The following is an 18,482-nucleotide window of genomic DNA, read 5'->3' on the forward strand; positions in this document are numbered from 1 at the left end:
AGAAAAAATAGTAATTTAAGCGGAAGTGGCTCAGTGGTAGAGCATCGCCTTGCCAAGGCGAGGGTCGCGAGTTCAAATCTCGTCTTCCGCTCCATATGGTGCTATAGCCAAGCGGTAAGGCAAAGGTCTGCAACACCTCTATCCCCAGTTCGATTCTGGGTAGCACCTCCATACATCCTGCGGGTGTAGCTCAATGGTAGAGCCCCAGCTTCCCAAGCTGGTTACGAGGGTTCGATTCCCTTCACCCGCTCCATCTTAATATGAAGCGGAAAACCGCATAAATAAAAGCTTTCAGTCGTTTGACTGGGAGCTTTTTTTATTAGTAAATCTTTATAATTATTGCTTATTAATCGCCTGTTTTGTCGTACTTTTGTCGTAAAATTGTCGTACAGATTAAGGGATTTTAGTAAAATCAATTCGGCATCTGGCATCTTCCACGGTGCTATGCACATAGATGGATTTGGTTAGCTGGATGTCGCCGTGTCCCATGACATCGGCAATGGTATCCAGGGGTGTACCAATCTGATATAAAATCGTCCCATAGGTGTGGCGTAACTCATGTAATGTGAGTCGGGGAATGTCTGGCAGGTCATCGCATAGATCCGATATAAATCTGGCGTAGGCCCTAGCGTTATAATTGTGCGGGTTTGCAGGCTTTTTATGGTCCTTACCTATAACATAACCTGTCTTTTTATTAAAAGTCGATAAAAAGGCACAAAATTCTGAATCTATAGGTATCTGACGCAGAGCATTAACGGTCTTACCCTTATTGATGATGGGATGCCCATCCTCAAAAGTGATAGAGCGATTAACGGTTAAGACCATGGTATTCATATCGATATCAGACCATTTGAGTCCACACAGCTCTCCCCGGCGCAAACCGGTTTTTAAAATGATATAAGGGCCAATGCCATCTGGGTGGGTTTTGGCATATTCCAGGACACGGCGATAATCCTCTTTGGTGTAGGCCTGTTTACCTTTTGGGGTGGCTGAAGTCTTGCGAATGTTGACCACCGGGCTTTTTTTAATGACATCATTCTGGATGGCGGCATCAAAGACTGCCTTTAAGATTTGATGCAGGCGGTTCACCTGCCATTTATTCCGCCATTTGTTGGTGTTAAAAAATTTCTGGATTTGAGCCTGGTTAATTGTGCGGATGGGCATCTGCCCAAATGTCTCATTTAATATCTTCAGGCTGGCGTAATAGCTATTTTTTAAAGTGAGGTCAGACACCACCCCAACTTTATAAGTTTCTACCCAGAAATCAGAATATTCTTCAAATGTGATATTGGACAGCTCTTCCTCTTCCAGGAGTATCTTCTTTTGGTACGCCCTAACTTTTTCGTCAATCTCCCGATTGGTAAAACCATAAAAACTTTTTCGGATGGGTTTACCAAATAGATCGGTGTCAACAACCACTTTCCGTTCAATTCGTTTTTTCTTTGCCATAAAATCGTACCTCCATTTAATTTTGGGCATAAAAATACCCGGGGTTATTGTAAAAACCCGGGCTGGATGGTACAATTATGCTTGTCTAAGGCGTATTGTGACCATCCTGGTCCCGGTATGTCAAGCCGTCTCAGTGTTGGTAGCACTGGGGCGGCGTTTTTTTTTTATTTTAGTTTAAAATATTATAACCAGATGCTATTAAGCTAGGAATTGTGATTGGACCACCCAATGCAGAATCATAGGTAATCAAACCATTATACGCTCCCCAGAATTGTACGGTGTCATTTTGTAGAACCCTGTTATTACTGGATACTCCTTTGCAACTTACGAAAAAAATCTCGTCATAGTTACCATCAACCGCTACTCTGTATTGGTAATCTGACCCACTTTCAATCACTTGTATAACCGTTCCACTGATGGTGATGCTTTGTGATTTATATTGATCGGGCGATCGTGCTAAATCTTCATAAGGTATATTTTGACAATCCTCCAGCTTAATGTTTTTTACAGTCGTCGTTCCTGTGCTAAAGCAACTGTACAACATAATTATCAAAAATATAACTCCGAAAAAAATTAAAACAATTTTTACACAACCTCCAAAATTAAAGCGATTTTTCGCTATGGTGCTACTTTGATATCTTTGTTGGGGAGTTTGTTTGACATTCCCCATATTCTGAATATCTTCGAAATCTCTGAGTCTATGGATATTACTATTTGTTTCTTTCACTGTGGGTGATGATTGTGGTTGTTGGGTGTGACTTCCTTTGAATAAAGCTGCAACGGTTTCTTTAAAATAAGGAATCATCTCTTCCCGTTCCGTATCAATCTCAATTTTTACTTTACCGTCTAGTTGTTGACTAATATTGATATTAAATCTGTCAAATTTATCATACGTGGATTCGATATATCCACGTAATCCGTAAGCGGTGATGTCCTCAAAACCGCATATTTTAAGGGCTTGTTCTGATTTGTCAATCCATTCGGTAACGCTCCCTGAGACAATAAACATCTTTTCCATTTGCTTAAAACCCCCTTCTCAATTCAACGACAACACCGAAAATTTTTATTTCCTCATCCCCGGGCCCGTAGGTTTTACTTTGCCATTCTGGATTTATCGCTTTAAGGGTAATCGTCCCATCGTCATTTTTAATGACTTTTTTTAGCGTTGCATCATATCCATTAACAAATACGACTGCGTCTTGTCTGTTATGGCAATCTGGTTGGATTCTAAGAATGACAGTATCACCTTCGATGTACATTGGGTACATCGAATCACCTTTGACTTTAAGAGCACGATATTGGTCACCACAATCTAACCAAGATGATGGTATGTCCACTTGTCCAACAACATCTTCCATGGCTTCTGTTGGAGTTCCAGCGGGGACGGATCCGAGAACATCTATTTCTGTATACTCACATTTTGTTCTTTTAAACGGAATAACGTTATCGTCCCATCCCATGATCACAGATGGATGTATATTTAAAATTTTACAAACCGATGCGATTTTATCACGTTTCATATTTTCTATATTGCCGGATTCCCACCTGGATATTGTGGCTTCACTAACTCCGACTTCTTCTGCTAATTCTTTCATCGTGAATCCGTGGGAAAGACGGGCGTCTTTTAAGATTTCTTTAACGTTCATGATGACCTCCGTTCATAAGTGCATTATACATCAATACTTGCATAAATGCAATATATAAAGCTAAAAAGTAAAAAAAATTGCATTGGCGTATTGACACTATAAAAAATGTGATGTATTATTTACTTACGGAAACGCAAGAAAGGAGGTGATAGAAAATGTTTGATGAAAAAGCTTTCAAAATTAGTGTAATCATGTCCGGGGTAACAATGAAACAAGTTGCCGAACATTTAGGAATCAACGAAGCCACTTTGTATCGTAAAATCAAGCGGGATGGGGATTTTTCAAGAAAGGAGATTAATGATTTAATTCCATTTTTAAAGATTGAGAACCCATTTCCAATTTTTTTTGCATGATACTTACGGAAACGCAAGAAAGGATACCTATCATGACCCAAATGGTAACCCTGGAACTCCCTGAATCCATCGCTGCCCAGCTTGCTGAGCTCAACGAGGCGATGGATCGGGATAAGTCCAGCAAGGATATCAGCCCCATGGAGGCGGCGTCAATCATGGGGGTTAATGTGGAGACGCTCAAGACTTCCGCTAGATACGGCGGATGCCCATTCGCTATTTACGGAAAGAAGGATTCAAAGTCCCAGCAGATTACTAAAATCCCAAAGTTACCCTTCTATTTGTTTATGGTTCAGGCTCGTCTGGGAGTTGAATTGATTGGAAGGTAATGATTCATGAAGAAGTATATCGTAGCCACGGCAGCTGCTCTGGTGGTGGCCCTGGCAGTCTATGTGAGCCGCAGCACCCCAGCAATTGGCGGGGAGTGGCTGATGGCAGTGATGGCACCCGGTGGGGTGTGGGTTTGGGAGGACATGCAAAATGAAAATATGTAACGTATTCGAGTGTCCCGATAATACCTGTGGATTAAATAATGCCTGTTGCTGTGAATGTGACCGTGCGGATGATTGTGCGAATCTGTGTGATTATCTCAATCTGAATGATGAATGTCAATGGGAGGAAGAAGACTAATGGAAAAACTGGTAATGCAGAAGCGGAAAAGATCGACGCCACCTTGTCGGCTGCTCAATGTGACCGACCAAACACATGCGATGGTGAAAGAGTTAGCCCATGATCTTAACACGCCGATCGTCGATGTCGTGGAAACACTGATTAATTTTGCTATCAGTCAAGTGGAAATCGTCGTTGAGTACGAAGATGATTGAGTTTTATCCCCACCAGGAGGATGTCCTGGAGCAAACAAAAGGACGCATGAAATGCGCCCATTATCTCAAGATGGGACTAGGCAAGACTTTTACAGGTGCCGAGCAGATGGTCAGGTTAGCCGCCGAATACAATCTGCTGGTGTGCCAAAAGTCGAAGGTGGGTGATTGGATCAATCACATCACGGCTTACTATCCACATCTTAATGTGACTGATTATACCAAAAAAGACGCCGAAATACAACCCGGGGTGATTGTCATCAATTATGAACTGGTGTGGCGGCGTCCTGAATTTAAAAAAATGAGCGGTTTTACTCTGATGCTGGATGAGTCATCCAAAATCATGCACGATACCGCCAAGGTAACCAAATTTATTAAAAAGCTGAAGTACGATGGATTGATTTTGTTATCGGGAACCCCCTGCGGTGGACGCTATGAGCTGTTTTTATCCCAAATCCATATGTTGGGGTGGCCCATATCCAAAAGCCTGTTTTACAAGCAATATTGCGTCACAGAGTCATTTAAAACAACGGATGGGATGTGGCACAAGCAAGTTGTTGGGTATAAAAACATTGATCGATTAAAGCGCAAGCTGGCCGATTATGGAGCCGTGTTTATGGAGACAGAAGATGCTCTTAAATTACCCGATGTCAATGACCAGGTGATTAAGATTAACCCTCCCGCTCAACACAAACAATTTATCAATGACCGCATCGTCATTGTGGATGGGGAGGAAATCGTAGGGGATACGCCCCTTAAAACAATGCTGGGGTGCCGCAAGATTTGTGCTTATCACAATGAGGATAAATTCGCTGCATTATCGGATTTGGTTGAGAGTGCCGATGACCGGGTGATTGTTTTTTACAATTTTACGGCTGAGTATATCAAAGCATACGATGCAGTTAAGCATTTAAATCGCCCAGTATCCGCAGTCAATGGCCAGGCAGTTAATCTAACGGCTTACGAAAACTGTGAGCGCAGTATCACCTTTGTGCAGTATCAAGCCGGGGCCATGGGATTAAATCTTCAAAAGGCCCGGAGGATTGTGTATTTAAGCCCACCTTTACAATGGGAGTTATTTGACCAATCTAAGGCCCGCATTCGCCGGATCGGGCAGAAAAAGACCTGTTTTTATTATTACCTCACCACCACAGATAGCGTGGAGGAAAAGATTTATAAAACTTTGAAGCAACGGAAAAATTTTGATGAAATATTATTTTTAAGGGAGTGTATTGTAAATGATTAAGATTTATTCAGATGACCCAGAAGGAAAATTGGAGATTGATTGTAAAGGAGACTTTGAAACGATCATCACTGAAATTATTCTTGCAGTAGATAAAATTGAGGACTTGCTTTCTGAATCCATCAATATGGATAAAAAAGCAATAACAACATGCCTTGTTTACGGCCTTGTATCGGCGAACGATGAAGAAAATGAGGTAGATGACGATGACTGTGAATAACGAATTACTTAACCCCAATGAGGTGGCCTTTAACGAGGCTGGAATTAAGGCTTTTGCGGATTTGGTCAAACTGACGGAATCCAAGAAGGTTATCGACAAGCAAATCGATGAAGTGAAGTCTAGCTTGGAAACACTCATGAAAGAGCATGGCATCAAATCCATTGATAATGAGTTTATCAAAATAACTAGCGTCCCATCTGTCACCAGTAAGACCGTGGATCTGAAGGCATTTAAAGCAGCTGAACCGGTGGACTACGAAGACCTCGTGATGGACTATCCAAAGGTGACCACCCGCAAGGGGTATGTGCGGTTTACAGTGAAATGAAAAGTTATATATCCACCTGTGAAATTACTACTTTAGTATCATTGGCGCATTTGCTGGAAAACATTGACGAGATACTAAAAAAGGATATCAGCAAGGAAGAAAAAACAGACCTGAAATACCTCAGAACATACACCAAACGCTATATACACCACGCTAAAGAGCGCATCGATAAGAAGAGCGATGACCGGCTAAAGGTGAAAGTCAAAAACTATGTGCCAAAGCTGGAACCCGTCAGAAAGTACGGTGACCCGGTCTTTAATCTAGCCCAGGATGATTTTTATGATCTGGTAGAGGAAGTAATGGCTATAAAATGCTGTGATTGCCCAGGGGTTCTGGGTTGCCGGACCAGAGAGGTGTTACATGATAATTTTATCCCGATTTTAACAGTGACGGATGAGTCAAACCCTTGTGAGTATATGTACAAATTTACAGATTTGAAGGAGATTGCAGATGACTGCAAGAAAATGTGAAAATATTGATTTAAAACTAGAATTAGCATCTGGCATCCTGAACTCAGTGATTGACAATCACGAAGTTTTGAAGGCTTATGATGCGGAATTGACCAGGGTTAAAAATGACCCGAACCCATCGAACACAAGAGTAAATGAGTTTGTGGCTATGAAAAACCTAAAGCTTGATAGGCTGCCCACCAAACAGCTCATGAAAAATAAAATCAGAATCCTGCGGCGGGAGCTGTTGGAACTGTCCTCACTGATTGATGGCGACTGAGAAGCAGTTTGAGCTCAAGGTGAGACGGTTTTTAGAGGGCCGTGGTTGCTGGGTACTGAAAACCTGGGGCGGTGGGATGCAGCGGTCCGGGATACCGGATTTACTGGTCTGTTGCGATGGATTGTTTTTAGGGATCGAGCTCAAAGCCGAAAGGGGGAAACCGACACCCCTCCAGCTTTGGAACATTGACAAAATTAAAGATGCCGGGGGCATTGGGATGGTGCTTTACCCTAATGGCTACGAGAGCTTTAAAAAATTAATTATGGAGATTTTGGATGATAACACGAAAAAAGAAAATTGAAATTGCAAGTCGTGATTTAAACAATCTGAAGAAGAAAGAACCGTTTTTATCAGAGTCGCTTGATTTGGCAATCGATGCCCTGGAGAAAGAAATTCCGGAATCTAAAGAGTTTGAAGGTTTTACCTATGTGTGTGGAAGGTGTGGAGAAGTCAACCTTCTATCTCTACCGAACGATAAGTGCTGCGTTTCCTGTGGCCAAAGGTTGGTGGAATAGATGCAGTTTAGTCATTCCAGGGTGGACCTGTTCACCCAATGTAAATATCGATATAAATTACGGTATATCGATAAGCTTAAAACGCTGCCGGATGATAACCCATCCAATGCGCTGTTTTTAGGGACGGCCCTCCACACAGGGCTGGAAAAAGGCGTTGATGCGGCGATTGCTGAGTATTATGGCAATTACCCCATCATCACCGATGCACACATTAATGAGGCCATTAAACTGGCTGAGATGATTCCACGGACCAAGGCATTATTGCCTCCAGGTGGAGTGTTTGAGCAATCTATTATGACCTCTGATTTTATCGGTTATATGGATTACCTGGTCCAGGTGGATGAGGTTAAGGTTCGGCGCCGGATGGTGCCGGTGTATGACCTGTACGACTTCAAATACTCCAACAGTGATGACCGGTACAAAGATTCCGGGCAGCTCACAGAGTACAAACACTTTTATGAGAGTCAAACGAGGCGAAAAATCCGAAATCTGTACTATGTCATGGTCCCCAAAGTCGGGATCAGGCAGGGAGATAAAGAGTCATTATACGCCTATCGCAGCCGCATCATTGCAAAATGTCACGATGTGGAGCCGCACTTACTCCCGGTGAATTATGAGCCGGAGAGAGTCGTTAAGTTTTACCAGGAGATTAAGCACATCCTGGAGTGCAAGGATTTTGATGTTAAGACCGGGGGCTATTTATGCAACTGGTGTGATTACAAACAATATTGTCAGGAGGACATAGATTACATGATTTTACCAAAGAATGAACGCAGAACACTGGACAAGGTATCTAAAAAAACCATTTGGATTTACGGGGCTCCCTTTAGCGGGAAGACCACCCTGGCCAATCAATTCCCGGACCCCTTAATGCTCAATACGGACGGCAACATCAAATTTGTGGATGCGCCTTACATCCCCATTAAAAACAGTGTTGAGGTTGACGGGAGAAGGACCATTACCACATTAGCATGGGAGGTGTTCCAGGATGCCATTACGGAGCTTGAGAAAAAGGACAATGACTTTAAAACCATCGTGGTTGACCTCTTAGAGGATACCTACGAGCATTGCCGGATTTGGTGTTACAACAAATTGGGCATTGAGCATGAGAGCGACAATAGCTTTAAAGCCTGGGACTACGTGCGGACTCAGTTTTTAAGTACCATGAAGCGCCTTATGAATCTGGATTACGAAAACATCGTGCTCATTAGCCATGAGGATACCAGCAAAGATATTACCAAAAAATCCGGGGACAAAATCACGGCAATCAAGCCAAACATCCAGGAAAAAACAGCCAATAAGGTCTCTGGGATGGTGGATATCGTTGCCCGGGTGGTCACAGATGGGAATGTACGGACACTTAATTTTAAATCCGATGAGGTTATCTTCGGTGGCGGACGCCTTAAGGCTGAGGACTGTGAGATCCCGCTGGACTATGAAGCTTTAATGGAGGTCTATGGGGAAGCCCTTAAAGGCGGTATTGCTAAAGAGCAGCCTAAAAAGCGTGGGAGACGGGCAAAGAAAGAAGAACCAATCAATGATGAACAAATCAATGAAGCACCAGAAGAACCAGTCACCCAAGAAGAAACAAAAGCGGAAGTAGTGGAAGAAGAAAAGCCTAAACGCAGACGGTCCAGAAAAACGAAAGATGAAATCCTGGTGGAAGAACCCCAACAAGAGGAACCGCAAGCAGAAGAAAAGGTAGAGGAAAAACCAAAGACCCGCCGGAGCCGGAAAACTAAACCGGTAGATGAGGTGAAGTATTGGCTTGATCCTGTATCAGGGTGTGTCACCAAAACTGTGGGTGATGAAGAGCCGGACGATGGATTTACCGATGAAATTTGTGAGGATGCATTTAATATCGCACTCGCTGAGGCTGAAAAAAACTGGACACCCGGTGGAGGTAACGATGAATTTATCCGTGAGAATAAGTATTGGATGGATCCCACCAGTGGATGCGTGTGTAAAACACCATTTGATAAAGCCCCGGATGACGAATACACCCAGGAAATTACAAAGGCTGTATTTGAGCGATTAATGACAGAACCCGTGGATGATGACGATGCCGAACCAATTGAAGAATCCCCTAAACGTACCAGAAGAACCCGTAAAGCAAGAGACTAATTGACGAGGAGATATAAAATGACTATTGATTTTAAAAAACTGAACCGTGAATATGACCTGAAAGGTCTGAATGAAGATGCCAAGGAAGCCCGCAAGAATGGGGGGAGTTTTGAAGAGCTCCCCCCGGGGGAATACGAGGTGGCCTTAAACTCCCTGGAACTCAAGCTCACCGGAGAAAAATCTAAAAACCCGGGGGCACCCATGGCAAGCTTTTGCTTTAAGGTAGTATCCGACACCAATAAAGGCCGCCTGATCTTCTGGAATCAGGTCCTCACCCAGGGCTTCCAGATTGACATTGTGCTGAAATTCCTGGAATCTCTTGAAACAGAAGCTCCCATCGATTGTGATGGCTCAGACTGGGAAGCCTTCAACGAAATGTTATTGGATGTGGCGGAATGTATGGACGGGGTGGAATTTTTACTGGAAATCAAGGAAAACAATAAAGGCTTCCGGAATTACGAAGTCATTGAAATTTATGAATAATGAAAGATTATGAGACATTTTTAAACCGTAAAAATGAAATCATGATGAGTGCCGGGATTGAGGGTGATTTAACTCTCAATCCCAAACTTTATGATTTTCAGCGGGATATCGTGCGGTGGGCATTGTTCAAGGGGCGGGCTGCCATCTTTGCGGATTGCGGACTGGGTAAAACCATCATGCAGTTGGAGTGGGCGCATCAAGTCCACCTGTACTGTGGCGGGGATGTGCTTATTTTAGCCCCTCTGAGCGTCACAGAGCAGACAAAACGAGAGGGTCAAGCGTTTGGTATAGCGGTCCAGGTTTGTGAGTCTCAGGCGGATGTGGTACCCGGTATCAATATCACCAATTATGAAAAATTGGCCAAATTTGACGCCACGCATTTTAAAGGCGTCGTCCTGGATGAATCGTCAATCCTTAAAAGCTTCACAGGCAAGGTCAGGACCGCTATCATCGATGCTTTTAGAGGCTGCCGGTATCGTTTGGCCTGTACGGCTACCCCGGCGCCTAATGATTACATGGAGCTAGGAAATCATGCCGAATTTTTGGATGTGATGAGCCGGAATGAGATGTTAGCCACATTCTTTGTCCACGATAGTGGAAATACCTCAAAATGGCGTTTGAAACGTCATGCGGAGGATATCTTTTGGCAGTGGATGGCGGGGTGGTCTGTGTTTATGGACAATCCAAAATCCCTGGGATACGAGGTTACTGGTTATGATTTGCCGCCACTAAATATCCATGAGATTATCGTGGATGGTGACATTGCCATTGATGAGGCATTAACCCTTACAGAGCGACGTAAGGCCCGCAAAGATACCCTGGATTTACGCTGTCAGGCGGCAGCCGATTTGATTAACGCAAGTGATGACCAATGGCTGGTTTGGTGTGACCTCAACGCTGAGAGTCAGGGGTTATATGACCGAATCGAGGACAGCTTCCAGGTTCGGGGGTCCGATAAGGCCCAGTACAAGATGGACATTATGAGTGAGTTTTCCGATGACCTGGTTAAATGCCTGATTACAAAGCCATCCATTGCAGGATTTGGGATGAATTGGCAGCAGTGCCACAAGATGGTATTTGTTGGATTGTCGGACAGCTACGAAAAATATTACCAGGCCATGCGGCGGTGTTGGCGGTTCGGACAGGATCAACCTGTGGATGTCTATATCATCATATCAGCCCGGGAAGGGGCGGTGAAATCCAATATCGAGCGCAAAGAGACCGATGCCAAGAAAATGCAAGAGGCCACGATCGAGTATACCAAAGAGATTACAAAAAATAATCTCAAGCAGACTGCCCGCATGGTCACGCCATATGAACCAGAAGTAATGATGAGTCTGCCAGATTGGGAGGAATTTTATGAGAGTGCTTAACCAAAAAGTCAATGAATGGTACAGCCTGTACAACGGGGACAGCATTAAAGTCCTGGAGGGAATCCCGGATGACAGCGTCCATTACAGTCTGTTTAGCCCACCCTTTGCCAGTTTATACACCTACAGCAACAGTAACCGGGATATGGGCAATAGTCGTGGAGACGATGAGTTTTACCATCATTTTGAGTATCTGATCCAAGAGCTTTATCGGGTGACGATGCCTGGGCGGTTATTATCATTCCACTGCATGGATTTGCCGGCGATGAAAAGCCGGGACGGCTATATCGGGGTGAAGGACTTCCCAGGGAAATTGATTCGCACCTTTGAGGATTTTGGATTTATTTATCACAGCCGGGTGACTGTGTGGAAGGATCCGCTGGTGGAAGCCACCCGGACCCATGCCCTGGGGCTGCTCCATAAGCAGATTGTCAAGGACAGCGCCATGTGCCGCCAAGGCCTACCGGATTATATTATCACGATGCGTAAACCCGGGGATAACCCGGAGATGATTAACCATCCCGATGGGTTTACCACATTTTATGGTGACCACGAGCCAGAGGGTGAAAAAACAGAACAGGAAAAACCAGACGACGAAGCCGTTGAGAAGCACGAAAAATATAACAATAATCCAGTGTATAGCCATCAAGTATGGCGGCGTTATGCCAGCCCGGTGTGGATGGATATCCGGCAGTCTAACACTCTTAACCGGACGGATGCCAGGGACGAGAAGGACGAGCGGCACATTTGCCCGTTGCAGTTGGATGTAATTGCCCGGTGTCTGGAATTGTGGACGAATCCGGGGGACATCGTGCTGGATCCATTTGCTGGCATTGGCAGCACTAATTATGTGGCGCTTAGGATGGACCGCCGAACGGTTGGTGTGGAACTCAAAGAGTCTTATTATGAGCAAGCGGTCATTAACTGTGAGCGGGCGTTGGGTGAGGATATTATTGAGGATGGGAGGAAATTATAATGGAATCGTATGAGTTTAGGCAAAAGCAATCTTTGCCATATCCGGCTAAGGTTCAGCACGCAGCACAAAGGGCCCAAGAGTTTTATGACACGGTTGAGAACTGCCACGTTTCAGTCGGCGGACTCGACAGCATCACTTTACTTCTTTTCCTCCGATCCATTGGGATTGATGTGCCGGCTATATCGGTGTCTCAGCTGGAGGACAAAAGCATTCAACAAATTCATGACGGGATTGGTGTCATTAAGCTAAAGCCTATCAAAAGCAAGGCAAAAGTAATCAGTGAGTTTGGATTTCCAGTCATCTCCAAACAGGTTGCTAGCAAAATCGCCCTACTCCAGAATCCGACAGAAAAAAATAAAACGGTTAGAAATGCCATCATTACCGGGGACTGTGGCAAGCAAGGTGGGTACCGTAAAGGTACCCGGATGCGGTTACCCCAAAAGTGGCTCAATCTCTTCGGTGGTCCAGAAAACGAGAAATATGATACAGATTATCAAACAGCTCCATTTTTAGTCAGTAATAAATGCTGCTATTACCTTAAAGAAAAACCTTGTAATGATTGGGCAAGAGAGCATAAGAGTAGCCCTTTTTTAGGCCTCATGGCATCTGAAGGAGGACAGCGTGAAATGGCGCTCGTCAAGCATGGGTGTAACTACTACGGTAAGACGGTCACCCGGTCGGCACCATTTGCTATTTTTAACCGACAAGATTTATTGCAGTTGGCGTTGGAGTTGGAGGTTCCGGTTCCAAGAATTTATGGTGAAATTGTCCGGGATTCTGACGGGACGCTGAGGACTACCAGAGCCCAGAGGACAGGGTGCTCAATGTGCGGGTTTGGCATCCACCTGGAAAAACGCCCCCATCGCTTTGATCGACTGCGGGAAGACAATCCAAAAGAGTGGCATTATTGGATGTATGACGTTGGATGGGGGGGGTCCTGGATTACATCGGTGTTGCGTGGGAAGATGAGGTTAAAGCATGATTTTTTATGACTTCGAAGTTTTTAAATATGACTGGATGGTAGTGCTCATTGATGTCATCAATGAGAAAACAACCTCCATCGTCAACGACAAAGATGCCCTGGAAGAGTTTTATAATGCGCACAAAGAGGATATCTTCATCGGATATAACAGCCGGAATTATGATCAATGGATTTTTAAAGGCATCCTCTGTGGATTCAATCCAAAGGAAATCAATGATTTTATCATCGTCAAAGGCCAGAAGGGAGGGCAATTCAGCCAGCTTTTTTACAAAATACCGCTCATTAATTTTGACATCATGCCGCCGTTTATGGGGCTTAAGCAGCTAGAGGGCTACATGGGCAGCGACATTCGGGAAACGTCCGTTCCCTTTGATATTGATCGCAAATTGACCCAAGGGGAAATTGAGGACACCATCAAATATTGCATCCATGACGTGGAGCAAACGGTGGAAGTGTTTTGTCGGATGCGGGAAGAGTTTGACAGCGTTATGGGGCTCATCAAAGCCTTTGAGCTCCCACTGACAGATGTTGGTAAAACCAAGGCCCAGTTATCGGCTAAAATCCTCAATTGCACCAAAAAAAAGCACGATGACGAGTGGGATTTGATTATCCCGGATACTCTCAGATTGGGGAAATATAAAAATGTCCTGGACTGGTATTTAAACCCAGTCAATCACAACTACTCCAAAGAGCTTAGTATTGACGTCGCCGGGGTCCCCCACAGTTTTAGATGGGGCGGACTCCATGGGGCGATACCTAAGTATAGTGGAGAGGGCGTCTATCTCAATGTGGACGTGGCCAGTTATTACCCGGCTCTTATGATTGAGTATGGATTCGGGAGCCGGAATATGGCCAATCCAGACAAATACCGGGAAATCCGGGATTTGAGAATCAAATATAAGCACGATAAGAATCCCATGCAGGCACCGCTTAAAATCGTCCTCAACAGCACATACGGGGCAATGAAGGACAAATATAACGCCCTGTATGACCCACGGCAAGCCAATAACGTCTGTGTCGGTGGGCAATTGTTACTTTTAGATCTAATCGAAAAATTAGAGGGGCATTGCGAGTTGATTCAGTCCAATACCGATGGTTTGATTATCAAAATCCCCGATACGGACGATGCCTTCAATACTATTGACGATATCTGTTTTGAGTGGGAGCAGCGGACCAGGATGCAATTGGAATTTGACACCTATGCGCGGATTTATCAAAAGGATGTCAATAATTACATCATCGTGGACGATGAGGGTAATTTTAAATCCAAAGGCGCCTACGTTAAAAAACCAAAGCCCCTGGACAATGATTTGCCAATCCTTAAAACAGCAGTGCTGGAGTATTTTATCCATGGTGTCCCGGTAGAGGATACCATCAATGGATGTAATGAGTTTATCCAATTCCAAAAAATCGTTAAGGTGTCCGGGAAGTATTCCCACGCTCTTTATAATCCAACGGTAACTACTAGAAAAATCCGGGATGAAAATGGGAAGTTGAAAACCATCAAGGTATTTGAGGGTGGCCACATCCAGACGAACCGAACCTTTAGGGTATTTGCATACAACCAAAAGACTGGGTCACTCTATAAGGTCAAGAACGCCAAGAAAAACCCGGAAAAATTTGCAGATACCCCAGAATGGGCCAGCATTTATAATCAGTCTGTGGAGGGTGTACCGGTGCCACTCTGGCTGGATAAACAGTGGTACATCGATAAGGCCATTGGGCGATTAAGAGATTTTGGAGTGAAATTATGATTGTACATTTGGAATATTGCAATCCGTTTAAAAGCAGGGGATCTATAACCATTGATTTAAAATCATTGTGCCTGAACGAAAAAACAAAAGTTGAATATGAGGATAATGATAAAAGGCACATTAAGAAGAAATACAGGGATTGCGATATTAAGAATATTTTTAAAATATTCAAGAAATTACTCACTGGTACAGAAATTGAAGATGTTCAAAAGTTTTTAAATGACAACAGCGAGCATTATGGCGAAATGTTTAAAAAAACTGTGGCTTGTAATAATGACGTTTGCCGGAATATCGAAAGGGTGAAAATTAATGAATGAATATTTATAGAGGGTATATCCAGACTAAAAATAAAGAAGCCATTGAGTCCATCAAAGGGCGGAAAAAATTTAATGCCCTGGAAGATGTGAAAGATGCCCCGGAATATGCTGGAATGCTGGCTCCGGGAATCGTATTGATTGACCTGGACGATGGAGAAGAATCAGACGTTTTAATGGACATCCTTAAGGATAAGGGTGTCCATACCCGTATTTATAAGACCACTCGAGGGAAGCATTTTATTTTTAAAAACGGCGGATTGAAAAAGAATGGAAATCATCTTAAGTCCGCCATCAATCTGACCATGGATGTTAAGCTGGGCGATAAAAACAGCTATGAGGTGATTAAGGTTGGCGGTAAGGACCGGGAAATCCTATTTGATTCCACCAATGATTCTGGGGAGTATGATGTGCTCCCCAGATGGTTGATACCTGTTAAGACTTCCATGGATTTTAACAATCTCAAAGACGGAGATGGCCGGAACGATGCTTTTTTTAAGTATATCCTGACGCTCCAAAGCGCTGGATTAGGCGTAGAGGAAATCCGGGAGACCATCCACATCATCAATGATTATGTGCTCTTTGATCCGCTGCCAGAGTCAGAGCTTAAGACCATCCTCCGGGATGAGGCCTTCAGCAAGCCGGATTTTGGCGCTGGAAGAAATCTCCACATTGAGGTGGTGGCAGAATACCTTAAAAATAATAACCACATTGTCCGCATCAATGGGCGGCTGCATATGTACGGGGACGGGATTTACACCTCCAATTATGCCGATATTGAGCATGAGATGATTGAGATCATCCCCGGGATCACCATGAGTAAGCGCCGGGAAATACTGGCCTATCTGGACGTGATGATCCGGGAGAATACACCATCGGCGGATGCCCGGTGGATTGCATTTAAAAACGGTCTATATAATATGGACACGGATCAATTTGTGGATTTTGAGCCGGGTATAATCATCACAAACCGTATTGAGTGCGATTATAATCCGGCTGCCAACAGTGACCTGGCTAATCACGTCCTGGATAAATTATCTTGTCAGGACCCCGACATCCGGGCACTGTTGGAAGAGTGCATCGGGTACTGTTTTTATCGCCGTAATGAGCTGCGCAAGGCTTTTATTTTGACAGGGGATAAGGCAAACGGTAAATCGACTTATCTGGATATGGTCAAAACATTACTGGGTGATGTTAACACCTCAGCCCTGGACCTCAAAGAGCTGGGAGACCGATTTAAAACGGCTGAGCTCTTTGGCAAGCTGGCCAACATCGGGGATGATATTGGAGATGAGTTCATCGCCAATGCAGCTATTTTTAAAAAGCTGGTATCTGGGGACCGGGTCAATGCTGAGCTCAAAGGTCAGAATCCATTTGAGTTTAATAATTATGCCAAGATGCTCTTTAGCGCCAACACTATTCCACGGATTAAGGACCAATCCGGGGCTGTCCTGGACCGGTTGATCATCGTGCCGTTTAATGCCACGTTTAGTAAGGATGATGCTGATTTTGACCCATACATCAAATATAAGCTGCGGGAACCGGCTGTACTGGAATACCTGGCTAAAATCGGTATTGAGGGACTAAAAAGAGTGATGGTCAATCAACGCTTTACGGTGTCGGATAAATCTAAGGCTGAGTTAAAAACCTATCACCTGGATAATAACCCCATCGAGTTGTGGTTCCAGGAGACGGATATCATGGACATTTTACATAACTCCAACAAGGCTGTGTATCGTGGATATAGTACGTTTTGCGCCGGTGCAAACCTTAAACCTTTGAGTGCGGTGGCGTTTTCAAGATTGGTTAATAAACATTTTGGTTTAAAAATCGTTGATAAAAAAATCGATGGGAAAAAGTGTCGGGTTTACATGATGGAGGGCGAGGAATGACCGTAAAAAAGAAAATAATCTGCATTATCATTGCCACATATATGGTGATTGTCGGGGCTTACGCCGTCTGCTTACATGAGATGATTAGTCGTTATGGGATTCCGGTGTTAGAGGGTCCAGCGGTGGAGACTCGGGATACTGTGTATGTCATCCCGTGGCCATGGCAACTGGATTGGGATGGCCACGGATTTGTTATGAGATTGGAGGTTAAGTAATGATAATTGTAGGTCGTCATATCGAAGGAATAGCGCTGAATGATTTAGAGTATTTGCTGGATGCAGATGGAAATGAATTAATGTTTGATTCAATTGAAGATGCAAAGGAGCATCTCGTTGAAATAGGAATGCCGGAGGAAGAAATGTATTATCTGAAATTTGTTGAGGTGGAGGCAGAAAATGAATAAGCCTAAATTTAGTATAAAAGATTACCCAGGAAAATATGCGATGCACTGCGACAAATGGGTCAAGTCGGATGTGTTTTGCAGATACATGGATTCAGTCGGGAGGGAGTGGCGCGACGGAACAAGATATATAGAGGATAATCCATATGATGATATTGGCAGTGAAATGGCTTATACACTTGATGTAGGGACGTATAGAGATTATGTGTCATTGGGAAATACATATGGTTATACAATCCTGGAATTCGATGATTTTGACTGGTCTAAATCTGTTCCTGAATCTACTCATGAGCCCAATCAACGTCAGTTTTCAACTGGAGCGGTTCGGGATGATGCCACGGGCAAGGGTCGATGTGATCTGCTACCACCCAATGCAATTTTAAAGCTGGCCAAGCATTTTGAAAAAGGCTCCACACACTACGGTGATCGGAACTGGGAGAAAGGCATCCCAACACATTCATTTTTAGATTCGGGTATGCGCCATTTGTTAAAATATTCTGCTGGATATACCGATGAGGACCATTTAACGGCTGCAATTTGGAATTTGATGTGTTTGCTTGAGACAGAGATTTTAAGGCCTGAGATGCAGGATTTGCCAGCAAGAATGGCCATCATGGGTGAGAATTATGATTAAGAAAATCGTCAATAAATTGCTTTTATTGTGGTTGGCCATCGTTTTGGCCATTATCGGCTTGGGTTCTGGTTTTGCTTTTGGAGTGTTTTTTCTGTTTGCATACCCATATAGCATCCCCGTTGCGGTAGCGGTGGTGATGTTGATTTTATATATTTTAAAACATTCGTCATTTAATTTAAATAAATAAAAAATCAATTTATTTAAATTATTTAAAAAGGTTCAACATGGGTTCAAGATGCGATTTTTATCTTGAAC

27 protein-coding genes and 3 tRNA genes are annotated in these 18,482 nt (G+C 43.8%); 27 read left to right on the plus strand and 3 right to left on the minus strand.

What is annotated here, in order from left to right; translation table 11 throughout:
- Positions 1–19: 19 nt before the first annotated feature.
- The 3 genes from BLW33_RS02190 (at position 20) to BLW33_RS02200 (ending at position 253) form a co-directional block, all read left to right on the plus strand.
- A tRNA-Gly gene (locus tag BLW33_RS02190) sits at positions 20–94 on the plus strand.
- A gap of 3 nt (positions 95–97) precedes the next feature.
- Positions 98–171, plus strand: a tRNA-Cys gene (locus BLW33_RS02195).
- Between the two features lie 8 nt (positions 172–179).
- Positions 180–253: transfer RNA gene (locus BLW33_RS02200), tRNA-Gly, on the plus strand.
- Positions 254–393: 140 nt separating this feature from the next.
- On the opposite strand, the gene BLW33_RS02205 is transcribed toward BLW33_RS02200, so the two are convergent.
- From BLW33_RS02205 to BLW33_RS02215, 3 genes are all read right to left on the minus strand, one after another.
- A complete protein-coding gene (locus BLW33_RS02205) occupies positions 394–1,449 on the minus strand; it encodes a tyrosine-type recombinase/integrase (RefSeq protein ID WP_176966586.1) in 1,056 nt (351 codons plus the stop codon).
- Between the two features lie 169 nt (positions 1,450–1,618).
- The gene (locus tag BLW33_RS02210) at positions 1,619–2,467 is read right to left on the minus strand and encodes a hypothetical protein (RefSeq protein WP_090304630.1); all 849 of its coding nucleotides are present in this window, start codon (positions 2,465–2,467) and stop codon (positions 1,619–1,621) included.
- Between the two features lie 4 nt (positions 2,468–2,471).
- Positions 2,472–3,095 carry a LexA family protein gene (locus tag BLW33_RS02215; protein ID WP_090304632.1) on the minus strand — a complete coding sequence of 208 codons (624 nt, stop codon included), beginning with the start codon at positions 3,093–3,095 and terminating at the stop codon, positions 2,472–2,474.
- Positions 3,096–3,250: 155 nt separating this feature from the next.
- Here BLW33_RS02215 and BLW33_RS02220 point away from each other — a divergent pair, with 155 nt between their 5' ends.
- The 24 genes from BLW33_RS02220 to BLW33_RS02325 are packed head-to-tail and all read left to right on the plus strand — an operon-like array spanning position 3,251 to position 18,414.
- Positions 3,251–3,448, plus strand: coding sequence for a helix-turn-helix domain-containing protein (locus tag BLW33_RS02220; RefSeq protein ID WP_090304633.1), 198 nt, complete (start codon positions 3,251–3,253; stop codon positions 3,446–3,448).
- 32 nt (positions 3,449–3,480) lie between these two features.
- Positions 3,481–3,774, plus strand: coding sequence for a hypothetical protein (locus tag BLW33_RS02225; protein WP_090304635.1), 294 nt, complete (start codon positions 3,481–3,483; stop codon positions 3,772–3,774).
- Positions 3,775–3,780: 6 nt separating this feature from the next.
- Positions 3,781–3,939 carry a hypothetical protein gene (locus BLW33_RS14055; protein WP_176966587.1) on the plus strand — a complete coding sequence of 53 codons (159 nt, stop codon included), beginning with the start codon at positions 3,781–3,783 and terminating at the stop codon, positions 3,937–3,939.
- Complete coding sequence (locus tag BLW33_RS14060; RefSeq protein ID WP_176966588.1) at positions 3,926–4,075, plus strand: hypothetical protein; 150 nt, start codon at positions 3,926–3,928, stop codon at positions 4,073–4,075. The genes BLW33_RS14055 and BLW33_RS14060 overlap by 14 nt, the downstream gene beginning before the upstream one ends.
- Complete coding sequence (locus tag BLW33_RS02230; RefSeq protein ID WP_090304636.1) at positions 4,075–4,269, plus strand: hypothetical protein; 195 nt, start codon at positions 4,075–4,077, stop codon at positions 4,267–4,269. The genes BLW33_RS14060 and BLW33_RS02230 overlap by 1 nt, the downstream gene beginning before the upstream one ends.
- Complete coding sequence (locus BLW33_RS02235; RefSeq protein ID WP_242911569.1) at positions 4,250–5,512, plus strand: SNF2-related protein; 1,263 nt, start codon at positions 4,250–4,252, stop codon at positions 5,510–5,512. Before BLW33_RS02230 ends, BLW33_RS02235 begins: the two co-directional genes overlap by 20 nt.
- Positions 5,505–5,729 (plus strand): hypothetical protein, encoded by a 225-nt coding sequence (locus tag BLW33_RS02240; protein WP_090304639.1) that lies wholly within the window; start codon positions 5,505–5,507, stop codon positions 5,727–5,729. The genes BLW33_RS02235 and BLW33_RS02240 overlap by 8 nt, the downstream gene beginning before the upstream one ends.
- Positions 5,722–6,054, plus strand: coding sequence for a hypothetical protein (locus BLW33_RS02245; RefSeq protein WP_207647791.1), 333 nt, complete (start codon positions 5,722–5,724; stop codon positions 6,052–6,054). The genes BLW33_RS02240 and BLW33_RS02245 overlap by 8 nt, the downstream gene beginning before the upstream one ends.
- Before the next feature lie 41 nt (positions 6,055–6,095).
- Positions 6,096–6,524, plus strand: a complete 429-nt coding sequence (locus tag BLW33_RS02250; protein WP_207647792.1) for a DUF5651 domain-containing protein — start codon at positions 6,096–6,098, stop codon at positions 6,522–6,524.
- Positions 6,505–6,783, plus strand: coding sequence for a hypothetical protein (locus tag BLW33_RS02255; protein ID WP_090304642.1), 279 nt, complete (start codon positions 6,505–6,507; stop codon positions 6,781–6,783). The genes BLW33_RS02250 and BLW33_RS02255 overlap by 20 nt, the downstream gene beginning before the upstream one ends.
- Positions 6,773–7,084, plus strand: coding sequence for a VRR-NUC domain-containing protein (locus BLW33_RS02260; protein ID WP_090304644.1), 312 nt, complete (start codon positions 6,773–6,775; stop codon positions 7,082–7,084). Before BLW33_RS02255 ends, BLW33_RS02260 begins: the two co-directional genes overlap by 11 nt.
- Positions 7,059–7,298, plus strand: coding sequence for a hypothetical protein (locus BLW33_RS02265; protein ID WP_090304646.1), 240 nt, complete (start codon positions 7,059–7,061; stop codon positions 7,296–7,298). The genes BLW33_RS02260 and BLW33_RS02265 overlap by 26 nt, the downstream gene beginning before the upstream one ends.
- The gene (locus BLW33_RS02270) at positions 7,299–9,422 is read left to right on the plus strand and encodes an AAA family ATPase (RefSeq protein WP_090304647.1); all 2,124 of its coding nucleotides are present in this window, start codon (positions 7,299–7,301) and stop codon (positions 9,420–9,422) included.
- A gap of 18 nt (positions 9,423–9,440) precedes the next feature.
- On the plus strand, positions 9,441–9,905 hold the full coding sequence (locus tag BLW33_RS02275) for a DUF669 domain-containing protein (RefSeq protein ID WP_090304649.1): 465 nt from the start codon (positions 9,441–9,443) through the stop codon (positions 9,903–9,905).
- Positions 9,905–11,278: a helicase-related protein gene (locus BLW33_RS02280; RefSeq protein ID WP_090304651.1), complete on the plus strand. Its 1,374-nt coding sequence runs from the start codon at positions 9,905–9,907 to the stop codon at positions 11,276–11,278. Before BLW33_RS02275 ends, BLW33_RS02280 begins: the two co-directional genes overlap by 1 nt.
- Positions 11,265–12,251 carry a DNA-methyltransferase gene (locus BLW33_RS02285; RefSeq protein ID WP_090304653.1) on the plus strand — a complete coding sequence of 329 codons (987 nt, stop codon included), beginning with the start codon at positions 11,265–11,267 and terminating at the stop codon, positions 12,249–12,251. Before BLW33_RS02280 ends, BLW33_RS02285 begins: the two co-directional genes overlap by 14 nt.
- The gene (locus tag BLW33_RS02290; protein ID WP_242911570.1) at positions 12,251–13,243 is read left to right on the plus strand and encodes a hypothetical protein; all 993 of its coding nucleotides are present in this window, start codon (positions 12,251–12,253) and stop codon (positions 13,241–13,243) included. Before BLW33_RS02285 ends, BLW33_RS02290 begins: the two co-directional genes overlap by 1 nt.
- Positions 13,230–14,987, plus strand: coding sequence for a hypothetical protein (locus BLW33_RS02295; RefSeq protein ID WP_176966589.1), 1,758 nt, complete (start codon positions 13,230–13,232; stop codon positions 14,985–14,987). The genes BLW33_RS02290 and BLW33_RS02295 overlap by 14 nt, the downstream gene beginning before the upstream one ends.
- Positions 14,984–15,304: a hypothetical protein gene (locus BLW33_RS02300; protein WP_090304655.1), complete on the plus strand. Its 321-nt coding sequence runs from the start codon at positions 14,984–14,986 to the stop codon at positions 15,302–15,304. The genes BLW33_RS02295 and BLW33_RS02300 overlap by 4 nt, the downstream gene beginning before the upstream one ends.
- On the plus strand, positions 15,301–17,193 hold the full coding sequence (locus BLW33_RS02305) for a phage/plasmid primase, P4 family (RefSeq protein ID WP_090304657.1): 1,893 nt from the start codon (positions 15,301–15,303) through the stop codon (positions 17,191–17,193). Before BLW33_RS02300 ends, BLW33_RS02305 begins: the two co-directional genes overlap by 4 nt.
- Positions 17,190–17,408 (plus strand): hypothetical protein, encoded by a 219-nt coding sequence (locus tag BLW33_RS02310; RefSeq protein ID WP_090304658.1) that lies wholly within the window; start codon positions 17,190–17,192, stop codon positions 17,406–17,408. The genes BLW33_RS02305 and BLW33_RS02310 overlap by 4 nt, the downstream gene beginning before the upstream one ends.
- Entirely contained in the window at positions 17,408–17,596 is a 189-nt protein-coding gene (locus BLW33_RS02315) for a hypothetical protein (protein WP_090304660.1), read from the plus strand. The genes BLW33_RS02310 and BLW33_RS02315 overlap by 1 nt, the downstream gene beginning before the upstream one ends.
- Positions 17,589–18,227: a dATP/dGTP diphosphohydrolase domain-containing protein gene (locus BLW33_RS14275; protein WP_242911571.1), complete on the plus strand. Its 639-nt coding sequence runs from the start codon at positions 17,589–17,591 to the stop codon at positions 18,225–18,227. The genes BLW33_RS02315 and BLW33_RS14275 overlap by 8 nt, the downstream gene beginning before the upstream one ends.
- Positions 18,220–18,414 carry a hypothetical protein gene (locus BLW33_RS02325; protein WP_090304661.1) on the plus strand — a complete coding sequence of 65 codons (195 nt, stop codon included), beginning with the start codon at positions 18,220–18,222 and terminating at the stop codon, positions 18,412–18,414. The genes BLW33_RS14275 and BLW33_RS02325 overlap by 8 nt, the downstream gene beginning before the upstream one ends.
- The last annotated feature ends 68 nt before the right edge of the window (positions 18,415–18,482 follow it).

The organism is Eubacterium aggregans, from assembly GCF_900107815.1.
In the GTDB taxonomy this organism is placed as follows: Bacteria; Bacillota; Clostridia; order Eubacteriales; family Eubacteriaceae; genus Eubacterium_O; species Eubacterium_O aggregans.